Source organism: Streptomyces sp. NPDC002809 (assembly GCF_040295435.1).
Lineage (GTDB): Bacteria > Actinomycetota > Actinomycetes > Streptomycetales > Streptomycetaceae > Streptomyces.
Genome location: NZ_JBEOVJ010000016.1, coordinates 11,986 through 25,755 on the forward strand (window position 1 = coordinate 11,986; position 13,770 = coordinate 25,755).

General features: G+C 69.8%; 9 protein-coding genes. 3 read left to right on the plus strand and 6 right to left on the minus strand.

All coding sequences use genetic code 11. The features are described from left to right. The first annotated feature begins 128 nt into the window (after positions 1-128). Together ABT025_RS12910 and ABT025_RS12915 are read left to right on the plus strand one after the other, a co-directional pair. Positions 129-2,552: an excinuclease ABC subunit UvrA gene (locus ABT025_RS12910; protein WP_350993076.1), complete on the plus strand. Its 2,424-nt coding sequence runs from the start codon at positions 129-131 to the stop codon at positions 2,550-2,552. Between the two features lie 235 nt (positions 2,553-2,787). Further along, the gene (locus tag ABT025_RS12915; protein ID WP_350993078.1) at positions 2,788-4,554 is read left to right on the plus strand and encodes a glycosyl hydrolase family 18 protein; all 1,767 of its coding nucleotides are present in this window, start codon (positions 2,788-2,790) and stop codon (positions 4,552-4,554) included. A gap of 72 nt (positions 4,555-4,626) precedes the next feature. Here the strand turns inward: ABT025_RS12915 and ABT025_RS12920 are convergent, their stop codons facing one another. The 3 genes from ABT025_RS12920 to ABT025_RS12930 are packed head-to-tail and all read right to left on the minus strand — an operon-like array spanning position 4,627 to position 8,028. Then, on the minus strand, positions 4,627-5,373 hold the full coding sequence (locus ABT025_RS12920; RefSeq protein WP_350993080.1) for a succinate dehydrogenase/fumarate reductase iron-sulfur subunit: 747 nt from the start codon (positions 5,371-5,373) through the stop codon (positions 4,627-4,629). Continuing rightward, the gene (locus ABT025_RS12925; RefSeq protein WP_350993083.1) at positions 5,370-7,319 is read right to left on the minus strand and encodes a fumarate reductase/succinate dehydrogenase flavoprotein subunit; all 1,950 of its coding nucleotides are present in this window, start codon (positions 7,317-7,319) and stop codon (positions 5,370-5,372) included. The genes ABT025_RS12920 and ABT025_RS12925 overlap by 4 nt, the downstream gene beginning before the upstream one ends. Position 7,320: 1 nt before the next feature. Beyond that, a complete protein-coding gene (locus ABT025_RS12930) occupies positions 7,321-8,028 on the minus strand; it encodes a succinate dehydrogenase (RefSeq protein ID WP_350993085.1) in 708 nt (235 codons plus the stop codon). A gap of 95 nt (positions 8,029-8,123) precedes the next feature. On the opposite strand from ABT025_RS12930, the gene ABT025_RS12935 reads away from it, so the two are divergent. Beyond that, entirely contained in the window at positions 8,124-9,041 is a 918-nt protein-coding gene (locus tag ABT025_RS12935; protein WP_350993087.1) for a LysR family transcriptional regulator, read from the plus strand. 36 nt (positions 9,042-9,077) lie between these two features. On the opposite strand, the gene ABT025_RS12940 is transcribed toward ABT025_RS12935, so the two are convergent. The 3 genes from ABT025_RS12940 to ABT025_RS12950 form a co-directional block, all read right to left on the minus strand. After that, positions 9,078-11,252, minus strand: coding sequence for a putative bifunctional diguanylate cyclase/phosphodiesterase (locus tag ABT025_RS12940; RefSeq protein ID WP_350993089.1), 2,175 nt, complete (start codon positions 11,250-11,252; stop codon positions 9,078-9,080). Then, positions 11,249-12,067: an SAM-dependent methyltransferase gene (locus tag ABT025_RS12945; protein ID WP_350993091.1), complete on the minus strand. Its 819-nt coding sequence runs from the start codon at positions 12,065-12,067 to the stop codon at positions 11,249-11,251. The genes ABT025_RS12940 and ABT025_RS12945 overlap by 4 nt, the downstream gene beginning before the upstream one ends. Before the next feature lie 202 nt (positions 12,068-12,269). Then, entirely contained in the window at positions 12,270-13,229 is a 960-nt protein-coding gene (locus ABT025_RS12950; protein ID WP_350993093.1) for an SCO0930 family lipoprotein, read from the minus strand. Positions 13,230-13,770 lie beyond the last annotated feature (541 nt).

Consider the following 13,770-nt stretch of genomic DNA (forward strand, 5'->3'; position numbering starts at 1 on the left):
TCGACGACCCGGCACGGCGCAAACCGCGACACCGGTCGGCCTCCGCGCTTCCCGGCCGCGCACCGAAGCCTAGAATCAAACCGTTTGTCCAGATCAGCCCGCCCCGAACCGTACGGAGCCCCACCCTCATGGCCACCCCCCACGATCCGTACGTCCGGGTCCGCGGCGCACGCGAGCACAATCTGCAGGACGTCCGGGTCGACATCCCACGCGACACCCTCACCGTCTTCACCGGCGTCTCCGGGTCCGGCAAGTCCTCGCTCGCCTTCGGGACGATCTACGCGGAGGCCCAGCGCCGCTACTTCGAGTCCGTCGCGCCGTACGCCCGGCGGCTCATCCACCAGGTGGGTGCACCGAAGGTCGGCGAGATCACCGGACTGCCGCCCGCCGTCTCGCTGGAGCAGCGCCGCTCCGCACCGGGCGCCCGGTCGTCCGTCGGTACGGTGACCACCCTGTCCAACTCCCTGCGGATGCTGTTCTCGCGGGCCGGGGAGTACCCGGAGGGGGCCGAGCGGCTGGACTCGGACGCGTTCTCGCCGAACACCGCCGCCGGGGCCTGCCCCCGGTGCCACGGTCTCGGCCGGGTCCACAGCACCACCGAGGAGCTCCTGGTCCCCGACCCGGGGCTGTCGATCAGGGCCGGGGCGATCGCCGCCTGGCCGGGGGCGTGGCAGGGCAAGAACCTGCGCGACGTACTGGACGCCCTCGGCTACGACATCGACCGGCCGTGGCGCGAGCTCGACCCGGCCGACCGTGAATGGATCCTGTTCACCGACGAGCAGCCGGTGGTGACGGTCCATCCGGTGCGCGATGCGGGCCGCATCCAACGCCCCTACCAGGGTACGTACATGAGCGCGCGGCGCTATGTGATGCACACCTTCGCCGACTCCCGGAGCCGGACACTTCGGGCGAAGGCCGAGCGCTTCCTGACGAGTGCTCCCTGCCCGGTCTGCGGCGGCAGCCGGCTGCGGCCCGAGGCCCTCGCGGTGACCTTCGCGGGCCGTACGATCGCGGAGCTGGCGGGCCTTCCGCTCACAGGACTCGCGGAGGTGCTGTCGGCGGCGGGCGGGGACGACACCGCCCGGGTACTGACGGGGGATCTGCTGGCCCGGATCGGAACGGTCACCGAGCTGGGACTCGGCTACCTCAGTCTGGACCGCACGGCTCCGACGCTGTCCTCGGGCGAACTGCAACGACTGCGGCTGGCGACCCAGTTGCGGTCGGGGCTCTTCGGGGTCGTCTACGTCCTGGACGAGCCGTCGGCCGGACTGCACCCGGCGGACACGGAGTCGCTGCTCGCGGTGCTCGGCCGGCTCAAGGAGGCCGGGAACACGGTCTTCGTCGTGGAGCACCAGATGGATGTGGTGCGGCAGGCGGACTGGCTCGTCGACGTGGGGCCGCTGGCCGGTGAGCACGGCGGCCGGGTGCTGCACAGCGGGCCGCCGGCCGGGCTCGCCGACGTCGCGGAGTCGGCGACTCGGCGCTTCCTCTTCGACGACGCCCCCGTCCCCGAACGCGAGGTGCGCACACCCTCGGGGTGGCTGCGGCTGCACGGGGTGGACCGGCACAACGTGCGCGGTGTGGACGCCGCCTTCCCGCTCGGGGTGTTCACGGCCGTGACGGGCGTCTCCGGCTCCGGCAAGTCGACGCTGGTCGGCCAGGTACTGGCGGGTGTGCTGGCCGACCGGCGGACCGCGGACGCTTCGGAGCCGCGGCCGGAGCGGGCGGCGCCCGGATGCGCCTCGGCCGAGGGGCTGGATGCGGTGGACCGCCTGGTCCAGGTCGACCAGCGGCCGATCGGCCGTACGCCCCGTTCCAACCTGGCCACGTACACCGGGCTCTTCGACGTCGTGCGCAAGCTGTTCGCCGCCACCGACGTGGCGCGCGAGCGGGGCTACCGGGCGGGCCGGTTCTCCTTCAACGTGACGGGCGGGCGGTGCGAGACCTGCCAGGGCGAGGGGTTCGTCTCGGTGGAGCTGCTCTTCCTGCCCAGCACGTACGCGCCCTGCCCGGACTGCCACGGCGCGCGGTACAACCCGGAGACGCTGGAGGTCACCCTGCGGGGGCTGAACATCGCTCAGGTGCTGGACCTGACGGTGGAGTCGGCGGCCGGCTTCTTCGCGGACACGCCGGCCGCCGGGCGCAGCCTGCGCACACTGCTCGACGTGGGGCTGGGCTATCTGCGGCTCGGGCAGCCGGCGACGGAACTGTCGGGCGGCGAGGCGCAGCGGATCAAGCTGGCGGCAGAACTGCAGCGTGCCCGTCGTGGCCACACCCTGTACCTGCTCGACGAGCCGACGACGGGGCTGCATCCGGCCGATGTCGAGGTGCTGATGCGGCAGTTGCACGGGCTGGTCGACGCGGCGAGCACCGTGGTGGTCGTGGAGCACGACATGGCCGTGGTGGCGGGCGCCGACTGGGTGATCGACCTCGGGCCGGGCGGCGGCGACCGCGGTGGCCGGATCGTGGCCTCCGGACCGCCGGTGGACGTGGCCCGCGCGCGGGAGAGCCGGACGGCGGCGTACCTTCGGGCGGCACTCCACCTCGAATAGCCACAACTCCTCAGCAAGACAAATGAGTTGTGCGCCCCGGCAAGCAAAGAGGAATGAAACAGTAAAGAACGTTGACAGTTAGCTGGTCCAGACCAATCATGGGCATGCCTCACGGTCGTTCCTCTCCGTGCGGCACGTGACCCCGGCCGGGAATCACAGGAACGGGCCGCGCCCCTCACCGGGCGCGGCAGACCCGTGCGATACCCCGTTGTCCCACCCCGCTGGGAGCTGCCCCATGAGACGTCCAAGAACAGTCGGCGCCGTCCTGAGCGCCTTGGCCACCGTCGTCGCGACCGCAGGCCTGGTCCTCGGATCAGGCGCCGGCGCACAGGCCGCCGCGACCGCCGCCACCCCCCTGCCCGCGCACGTCTTCGCCCCGTACTTCGAGGCGTGGAACGGCGACAGCCCGGCCGCGCTCTCGCAGGCGTCCGGCGCCAAGTACCTGACCATGGCCTTCATCCAGACGGAGGCCCGCGGTTCCTGCACCCCCTACTGGAACGGCGACTCGGGCACCCCCATCGCCCAGTCCGAGTTCGGCGCCGACTTCACCACCATCCGCTCGCGCGGCGGCGACGTGATCCCGTCGTTCGGCGGCTACTCGGCCGACAACGGCGGCACCGAGATCGCGGACAGCTGTACGAACGTCGACTCCATCGCGGCGGCGTACGAGAAGGTCATCACGACCTACGACGTGTCCCGCCTCGACATGGACATCGAGGACAACTCCCTGGATAACAGCGCCGGGATCGACCGCCGCAACAAGGCGATCAAGAAGGTCCAGGACTGGGCGGCCGCCAACGGGCGCTCGGTGCAGATCTCGTACACCCTGCCCACCACCACGAGCGGTCTGGCCGACAGCGGTCTCGCGGTCCTGGAGAACGCGGTGTCCAACGGCGCCAAGGTCGATGTCGTGAACCTCATGACGTTCGACTACTACGACGGCGCCTCGCACAACATGGCGCAGGACACCCAGACGTCGATCACCGGCCTCAAGGGCCAACTCGCCGATCTGTACCCGTCGAAGACCGACGCGCAACTGTGGGGCATGACCGGCATCATCGAGATGCCGGGCATCGACGACTACGGCCCGGCCGAGACGTTCACCACGGCCGACGCCACCTCGGTCTACAACTGGGCCGTCTCCAAGGGCGTCAGCACCCTGTCGTTCTGGGCTCTCCAGCGCGACAACGGCGGCTGCCCCGGCACCGGCGGGAGCGACACCTGCTCCGGGATCGCCCAGGACACCTGGTACTTCAGCCACACCTTCGCCCCGTTCACGAGCGGTGGCACCGGTCCGGTGACGGACGACTACTCGGTGGCCGTCACCCCCGCATCGGCGACGGTCGCACCGGGCGGCTCGACCACGGCCACCGTGAAGACCGTGGTCACCTCGGGGAGCGCCAAGACAGTCGCGCTGACGACCAGCGGGGCGCCGGCCGGTGTGACGGCGGCGCTCAGCCCGGCGTCGGTCACGGCCGGGGGCACGTCGGCCCTCACCGTGAACGCGTCGGCGTCGGCCACGCCCGGCACTTACACGATCTCCGTGACCGGTGCGTCGGGCACGCTCAGCCACGCGGCGAGCCTCACCCTGACGGTGTCCGGTCCGGGCGGCGGCACGGGTTCGCTGGTGAACGGCGGTTTCGAGACCGGCTCGCTCGGCCCCTGGACCTGTGAGTCCGGCGGCGCGGTCGTCTCCACCCCGGTGCACGGCGGCACTCACGCCCTCGCCGCTGCGGCCACGTCCTCGCAGACCGGCGAGTGCACCCAGACGCTCACCCTGTCCCCCAACACGAAGTACACGCTTCAGGGATGGGTGCAGGGGAGCTACGGATACCTCGGTGTCCGGGGCGGCGCGTCGGCGAGCACCTGGGGTTCGTCGAGCGGATACGCCAAGCAGTCGGTGGCCTTCACCACCGGGTCCAGCGGCACCGTGACCGTCTATCTGCACGGCTGGTACGGGCAGGGCACGGTCTACGGGGACGATCTCTCCGTGACCTCCTGACCCTGCCGCACACACAGGACCTCCCGGTCCCGGAGGCGGGCGGCCTCCGGGACCGGGAGCCGGTCACCGCGCTCAGCGGTGGACCTTGCGCGTGGCCCGCAGCCACTCCTTGTTCATCGCCGAGATCGACGGCAGCGGGATGCCCTTCGGGCACGCCGTGGCGCACTCCCCGGTGAGCGTGCAGCCACCGAAGCCCTCACTGTCCATCTGACCGACCATGTCCAGGACCCGGGTCTCACGCTCCGGGGCGCCCTGCGGCAGGACGTTCAGGTGGTTGACCTTCGCCGAGGTGAACAGCATCGCCGAACCGTTGGGGCAGGCGGCGACGCAGGCTCCGCAGCCGATGCACTCGGCGTGCTCGAAGGCGAAGTCGGCGTCCGGCTTGGGCACGGGCGTGGCGTGCGCGTCGGGTGCCGTGCCGGTGGGGGCGGAGATGTAGCCGCCGGCCTGGATGATCCGGTCGAAAGCCGAACGGTCCACGACCAGGTCCTTGACGACCGGGAAGGCCGAGGCCCGCCACGGCTCGATGTCGATGGTGTCGCCGTCCTCGAAGGACCGCATGTGGAGCTGGCAGGTGGTGGTGCGCTCCGGGCCGTGGGCGTCGCCGTTGATGACGAGGCTGCACGCGCCGCAGATGCCTTCACGGCAGTCGTGGTCGAAGGCGACGGGGTCGTCGCCGGCGAGGATGAGCTCCTCGTTGAGGGTGTCGAGCATCTCCAGGAACGACATGTCCTGCGAGATGCCGTCCACCTGGTAGGTGGACATGGCGCCGGGGGCGTCGGCGTTCTTCTGGCGCCAGACGCGCAGGTTGAGCTTCATGCGTAGCTCCGCTGAGTGGGGTGGACGTACTCGAAGACCAGGTCTTCCTTGTGCAGCACGGGGGCGTCGCCGGTGGACGTGAACTCCCAGGCCGCGCCGTAGGAGAACTCCTCGTCGCGCCGGGCGGCCTCGCCGTCCGGGGTCTGCGACTCCTCGCGGAAGTGACCTCCGCAGGACTCCGCCCGGTGCAGCGCGTCGAGACACATCAGCTCGGCGAGCTCCAGGTAGTCGACGATGCGGTTGGCCTTCTCCAGCGACTGGTTGAACTCCTCGCCGGTGCCGGGCACCTTGATGCGGCGCCAGAACTCCTCGCGGATCCGGGGGATCCGGTCGAGGGCCTTGCGCAGCCCCTCCTCGGTGCGGGCCATTCCGCAGTACTCCCACATGAGTTCGCCGATCTCCCGGTGGAAGGAATCGGGGGTGCGGTCGCCGTCGACGGCCAGCAGCAGGTTCAGCCGGTCCTCGGTCTCGGCCACGGCCTCCTCCACGGCGGGGTGGGAGGCGTCGACCTCGTCGTGGTGGGGGTTGCGGGCCAGGTAGTCGTTGATGGTCGACGGCAGGACGAAGTAGCCGTCGGCGAGCCCCTGCATCAGCGCGGAGGCGCCGAGCCGGTTGGCCCCGTGGTCGGAGAAGTTGGCCTCGCCGATCGCGAACAGCCCCGGGACCGTGGTCTGGAGGTCGTAGTCGACCCAGAGTCCGCCCATCGTGTAGTGCACGGCGGGGTAGATCCGCATCGGGGTCTCGTACGGGTTCTCCGCGGTGATCTGCGCGTACATGTCGAAGAGGTTGCCGTACTTCTCCTCGACCTTGGCCCGGCCCATCCGCTCGATGGCCTCGGCGAAGTCGAGGTAGACGCCCTGGCCGCCGGGTCCGACCCCGCGGCCCTCGTCGCAGACGTTCTTCGCGGCGCGGGATGCGATGTCGCGGGGCACGAGGTTGCCGAAGGCGGGGTAGATGCGCTCCAGGTAGTAGTCGCGCTCGTCCTCGGGAATCTCGTTGGCGGGACGGTCGTCGCCCTTGGCCTTCGGCACCCAGATGCGGCCGTCGTTGCGGAGCGATTCGCTCATCAGGGTCAGCTTGGACTGGTGGTCGCCCGTGCGCGGGATGCACGTGGGGTGGATCTGGGTGAAGCAGGGGTTGGCGAAGTACGCGCCCCGCCGGTGTGCGCGCCAGATGGCGGTGGTGTTGGAGTTCATTGCGTTGGTCGAGAGGTAGAAGACGTTGCCGTAGCCACCGCTCGCCAGTACGACGGCGTCGGCGAAGTACGTCTCGATCTTTCCGGTGACCAGGTCGCGGGCGACGATGCCGCGGGCCTTGCCGTCGACGACGACCAGGTCGAGCATCTCGGTGCGGGAGTGCAGTTCGACGTTGCCGGCGGCGATCTGCCGGGACAGCGCCTGGTAGGCACCGAGGAGCAGCTGCTGCCCCGTCTGGCCGCGGGCGTAGAAGGTACGGGAGACCTGGACGCCGCCGAAGGAGCGGTTGTCGAGGAGGCCGCCGTACTCGCGGGCGAAGGGGACGCCCTGCGCCACGCACTGGTCGATGATCTCGACGGAGATCTGGGCGAGCCGGTGGACGTTGGACTCGCGGGCCCGGAAGTCACCGCCCTTGACGGTGTCGTAGAAGAGCCGGTGGACGGAGTCGCCGTCGTTGCGGTAGTTCTTCGCTGCGTTGATGCCGCCCTGGGCGGCGACCGAGTGGGCCCGGCGGGGCGAGTCCTGGAAGCAGAACTGGACGACGTGGTAGCCCTGTTCGGCCAGCGTCGCACCGGCCGAACCGCCGGCCAGGCCGGTGCCGACGACGATGACGGTGTGCTTGCGGCGGTTGGCCGGGTTGACCAGCTTGGCCTCGAAGCGGCGCGTGTCCCAGCGCTCGGCGACGGGCCCTTCGGGGGCCTTGGTGTCGATGACCGGGGCGCCGGTCACGTAGTCGGTGTAGTCGTTCATGTCAGCTCACCACTCCGGTCATGACGGCGACGGGTACGGAGATGAAGCCCACTGTCAGCACCAGTGCGAGGACGTTGGCGAGGGTCTTCAGGACGCGGTCGCGGGTCGCGCGGCCCGCACCGAGGGTCTGCGCCGCGCTCCAGAAGCCGTGCTGGACGTGCAGCCCCATGGCGAGCATGGCGACGATGTAGATGACGTTGCCGTACCAGGTGGAGAAGGTGTCGATGACGTTCTGGTACGGGTGCCCGGACTGGAATCCGCCCGAGTGCACGGTGCCGGTGGTCAGGTCGAGGATGTGCCAGACGATGAACAGCGCCATGATGATGCCGCCGTAGCGCATGGTGCGGGTGGCATAGCTCGCGCGCGGCTTCCTGTGGACGTACTTGTCGGGGCGCGCCCTGAGATCACGCCGGCTGAGCTGGTACGCGGAGACGGCGTGGAGTACCACCGCGGCCACGAGCACGACGCGGACGATCCACAGCGCCCACTCGTGGTGCAGGAACGGCTCGCCCATCACACGCAGCCAGTGCGCGTAGCCGTTGAACTCGTCGGCCCCGAAGAAGATCTTCAGGTTGCCGACCATGTGGACGACCAAGTAGAGGAGCATGATCAGACCGCTCACGGCCATGATCGTCTTCTTGCCGACGGACGAGTCCCAGAGCGTGCGCGTCATGGACGGCCGTCGGTCCGTCCGTGTTGCCAATGCCATGGACACGACGCTAGGGCCGAAGGGCCCGATCAGTCCAAGACATGGAACAGCTCATCTCCATAGGCTTTGACTATCATCGGCGGTAGGGTGCGTGTATGCACTTCCAGCAGCTCACGTATTTCGTGGCGGTCGCCGAGGCCAGGCACTTCACCCGCGCCGCGGAGGCGGTGCACGTCTCGCAGCCCTCGCTCTCCCAGCAGATCAGGGCCCTGGAGAACGAGCTGGGTGCCGAGCTGTTCAGCCGGGCCCGGGGAAACATCGCACTGACGGACGCGGGCGAGGCCCTGCTGCCCCTCGCCCGGCGCATCCTGGCCGACGCCGACACCGCACGGCACGAGGTCCAGGAGCTGGCCCAGCTGCGACGGGGCCGGGTCAGGCTGGGCGCGACGCCCAGCATCTGCACGGGCCTGCTGCCCGACGTGCTGCGCGCCTTCCATGACCTGCACCCCGGGATCCAGCTGCTGCTGGAGGAGGGCGGTTCGCACGACCTGGTACGGGAACTGGCGCGCGGCACGCTCGATCTGGCCCTGGTGGTGCTGCCGCTGCCCGCGGCCTCACCGGCGCTGACCACGGTCGAGCTGCTCCAGGAGGATCTGGTGGTGGTCTCCTCGACGGACGGCCCGCGCCCCGGCCGGGGCGGCAGTGTCCGGATCGCTGATCTTCAGGGCGAGCCCCTGGTGATGTTCCGGCACGGCTACGACCTGAGGGAGCTCACGGTCGCCGCCTGCCGCTCCGCGGGCTTCGAACCGTCCTTCACGGTGGAGGGCGGCGAGATGGACGCCGTACTCGGCTTCGTCCGCGCCGGCCTGGGTGTCGCGGTCGTCCCGAGCATGGTCGCCGACCGGGCCGGCCACGATCTGCGGACGACACCGCTGGCGCGGCCGGGGCTGCGCCGCACCATCGCCCTGGCGCACCGCAGCGACGTGGCTCCGCCACGGGCGGCGCGGGAGCTGCAGCGGGTACTCCTGGCCAGCAGGGCACAGACCCCGCCCCCGGCCGCCGGACGGACCTGATCCGGCGGCCGGGGGCATGCATGTGGAACGGCCGCCTCACACCGCGTCGGCCAGCAGCAGGGAGTGGATCCGGTCCGGCGCGCCGGGGCGCGCGTAGTACCAGCCCTGGGCGGTGTCGCAGCCCAGTTGCCGCAGCTGATCCGCCTGGGCCCTCGTCTCCACGCCTTCCACCGTCACGGCCAGATCCAGGCTGTGGGCGAGCGAGACGATCCCCTCGACGATCTTCAGGTCCACCGGGTCGGCCGGATGGTGCTGCATCCCCTGGGTGAAGGAACGATCCAGCTTCAGGACACTCACCGGAAGCCGCCGCAGGTTCGCCAGGTTGGAGTACCCCGTACCGAAGTCGTCGAGCGCTATGTCGACGCCCATCTCCGCCAGTTGCCGCAGCGGCTTCAGCAGGTCCTCGTCCGCCCCGATGAGCGCCGACTCGGTGACCTCCAGGCACAGCGCCCCCGGTTCGAGACCCGAGCGCTCCAGGATGTTGACGGTCTCCGCGACCAGCCGCGGATGGTGCAGCTGGGCCGGCGAGAGGTTGACGTTGATCCGCAGCGGACCGCCGTCGGTGTGCCGCTCCTGCCAGAAGTTCGCCTGCCGTACCGACTCCTCCAGGACCCAGCGGCCCAACGGCACGATCAGCCCGGTGTGTTCGGCGAGCGTGATGAACCGGTCGGGCCCCAGCACCCCGTGCTGCGGGTGGCACCAGCGCACCAGCGCCTCCGCGCCGTGCACCGAACCGTCGTCGAGGTGCACGAGCGGCTGGTACTCGATGAAGAACTCGCCGCGCTCCAGCGCGGCCGGCAGCGCCGTGGTCAGACCGTGCCGGGTGATCGCGCGGGCGTCCGCCTCCGCATCGGCGAGCTCGAAGCGGTTGCCTCCCGCGGACTTGGCCCGGTACATCGTGATGTCGGCACTGCGCAGCACCTCCGCGGCGCTGCGTTCGCCGGCCGGCCCCTCGACGACTCCGATGGACCCGCGAACGGTCAGCTCGCGCCCGTCGATCCGGATCGGCGTGGCGAGCACACCGAGGATCCGGCACGCCAGCTCGTCGACCTCCTCTTCGGTTTCGGCGCCCGTGGTGAGCGCGACGAACTCGTCGCCGCCCAGGCGCGCCACCATCTCGCCGGGTGCGGTCGCACAGCTCTGCAGCCGGTCGGCGACCTCGACCAGCAGCCGGTCGCCCGATGCGTGGCCCAGGCTGTCGTTGATCGCCTTGAAACCGTCCAGGTCCAGATAGCAGAGGCCGAAGCGGCTTCCGTCACCCGCCGAGAGCGCTTTCTCGAGGCGCTCGAAGAAGAGCGTCCGGTTCGGCAGGCCGGTGAGCGCGTCGTGCGTGGCCTCGTACCGCAGCCGCAGATTGAGCAGCCGTCGCTCGGTGGTGTCCTCCATCAGGGCCAGCTGGTATTCCGGCCGGCCCTCCGAGTCGCGCAGCAGAGACACCGTCAGATTGGTCCACAGGACGGTGCCGTCGTTGCGGTAGTACGGCTTCTCGACCCGGTAGTGCTCGCGTTCGCCGCGGACCAGCTCGTTGTAGTACTTCCAGACCTGCGGGGAGTCCTCCGGATGGACCCACTCGTTGACGCGGTGACTCAGGACGTGGTTCTCGAGACCGCCGAACATCCGGGTGAGGGTGTCGTTGATCTCCAGCACATTGCCGTCCAGGTCGGCGATCCCGATACCGATGGCCGCGTCCTTGAAGACGGCCCTGAAGCGCGCCTCGGTCGCATGCAGGGCCTGTTCGGCGTGCGAGCGTGCGGTGAGCGCCGAGCGGGCGATCGCCTCCTGCTCGGCGAGCGTCCGCTCGCGCAGCGCCTGGGAGAAACCCCCCGCGACCGCGTGCTGGATGCGCGCGCAGCGCGACCGGCTGTCCTCGGTCGAGAGCGCGTCCGGGCCGTTGCTTCCGCAGTAGAGCACCAGATACGAGTCGACGACGCCGAGCGTGGAGCTGAGCGCGTCCGGGTCCGTGCAGTGCGCTGCGACGAGGGCGCTGCCCACCCCGCTCGCGGACGCCGGATCGAAGGGGCGGGCGTGCAGTGTGTCGCTGAGCGCACGGGCCAGTGGGAGCAGATGCTGCTCGAACTCCGGCCGGGTCAAGGAGGTGGCCGTCGACGGAAAGATCGCCCGGCTCCAGATCGTGGCGAATCTCCGGAGCCGGTCCTCGGGACCGTCCGGCTCCGCGTCCGGAGCTCCGGACGCCTGGGCGGGAATACTCACGCCTTGCGTCCCACTCCAGCGAAGCCCGAGAAGGCGTATGGGTCCTCGTTGTCCTGCGCTGCGGGGTTCTCCGGGCGCCAGCTCGGCATCGACACCAGTCCGGGCTCGACCATCTCGTAGCCGTCGAAGAACCGGCCGACCTCGTCGCGGGAGCGCATGACCAGCGGGCTGCGGATCTTCTTGTACACCCCCACCGTGCCGCCGGCCTCCTCCCTCGTCAACGGGATCCCCTCGAACGAGGCGTGGGTGACGACGAGCAGGCTTCCGGGGGCCAGGATGTCGCGCAGGGCGGCGACGGCCGCGTGCGGGTCGTCGGCGTCCTCGACGAAGTGGAGTACGGCGACGAGCAGCAGCGCCACCGGACGGTCCAGGTCGAGGAGTTTGGAGACCTCGGGGTGGTCGCGGATCTCCTCGGGACGGCGCAGGTCGGCGGTGGCGATGACCGCGCGGTCATTGCCTTCGAGCACGGCCTGGCTGTGGGCGACCGCCACCGGATCGTGATCGACGTAAGCCACCTTGGCCTGCGGGTCGATCGTCTGGGCGACCTCGTGAACGTTTCCGAAGGTCGGTATCCCGGAACCGATGTCCAGGAACTGTGTGACGCCCTCGTCCAGCGCGAAGCGCACGGCCCGGCGCATAAAGGCGCGGTTCGCCTGCATGATCTTGGGAAGTCCCGGCATGAACTTCATGGCCTTGCGGGCCGCTTCCCGATCCACCTCGAAATTGTGCGATCCGCCCAGATAGAAGTCATACATTCGAGACACGCTCGGCACTGAAATGTCAATGCCTTGCGGTGCCCAGGCGGGACGCTCCATCGATGTCTCCAACAAGTCGCCTCGGTGATCCGGCCATGTTCATGGTCAGTATTGACCAGAGGCTACTGACCCACCGCCAGGAGAGCGAGCGGAAACGGAAATTAGCGGTCCGTTATTGGTCACACACCCGTGGCATGTGCAACCGTCCCGTCGCTGCCCGTGACATTCGGCGACGGGATCACGCAAGAAGTTTATTTCCGGACTACTTCGCCGCCCCGACCAGCTTGGCCTGCGGGGAAACCGCGTACCATGTCCCCCCGACGCCCTGGCCGTTGGTGTCACCGGGTTTGACGTCTCCGGAGAAGGTGTAGACGGGCCAGCAGTCGACGGCCTGTTGCTTGAGTCCGTCGGGCCGGTCGAATGTGACAAAACCCTTCGTCGTGACACCCTTCACATCATTCTTCTCGACAGGTGCGACAACCGGCCACTTCGAGAGACAGGCTCCGGTACAGGCCGACTTCATCGGCCACGCGACATCCTTCTTGAACCGGTAGACCGTCATCCCCCGCTTGTCCACGACGATATCGCCGAGTTCCGGATCCTTGCGCACCGAGAGGCCCGCGAGGCCCGCCGGCTGCGCGCCGGAAGGACCGTCGGCGTTCACCGCCGCCTTCTTGCCGTTGGGCGCCGAGGCGAACCAGGTTCCCCCCACTCCCTGCCCCTCGGCGTCGCCCGGCGCCGCGTCCTTGGCGTACCGGTACATCGGCCGGCCGGCCAGCGTGAGTTGCTGCACCCCGTCGGCCCGGGTGACCTTCCCGATCAGAGCGGCATCGGTCCCGGCCGCGGCGGTGACATTGCCCGCGGGTACCGGCGGCCAGGCTTTCGCACAGTCGCCTTCGCAATTCGACCTGGGCGGGCTCGCGGTGTCCTTGTCGAATCGGTAGAGCGTGAATCCCTCGCTGTCCGTCACGACCTTGCCGAGCTCCTCGCTGTCCCGGACGGCGAGCTGACCTGCCTCCTCGGCCGAGGCGGGCTCCGCCGCCGCGCCGGAGCCGTATCCGCTGTCCGATCCGAAGCTGTCCGCGGCCTGACCGGCCGGACTCGCGTTGCCCACGTTCTGCCCGTTGGGCGACTCGGTGCCCTTGTCCTGACCGCACGCCGTCGTCAGCGCCAACAGAGTCACCGCGGTCACCGCGAGCGAGGCGTTTCGCCAGGTGTTCATGTCAACTCCCGTGTTACTTCCGCCAGTTGCGGCGCGGGTGCGCGCCGTTCATGGCCCTAGGTACGGGCGCCGGGCCGTTCTTTGTTCAATGCGTACGCAGATTCTTCCCGAGCCGCAAACCTCGAGTGCCCCAGGTCCCCTCCATCAGGGGAATCCGGCGGATGTCCGGCGTGTCCGGCCACGGCCCGGAACATGCTCCCCGTCGTGTACGGATCACTCATCGGGCGGCTCACCGCAGCCGTCGCCCTCACCTGGCTGTTGACCGCCCCGGCGCCGGCGGTGGCCGACAGCTGCGCGTATGCCTCGATCGGTGACGGTGACGGCGGATCGGCGGTGGCGGACAGCGGCGACGGGGCCTGCCACGCGGGTCCGGAACCCGAGCCAGCTCCCCCGCCGACTCCGAAGCCGAAGCCCACGCCTCCGCCCTCACCTCCGCCTCCGCCTCCGCCTCCTCCATCTCCTCCTGCGCCAACTCCCCCTCCACCACCTCCTCCACCACCTCCGCCACCACCACCCGTGGTCGCGCCCGCACCGCCCCCAC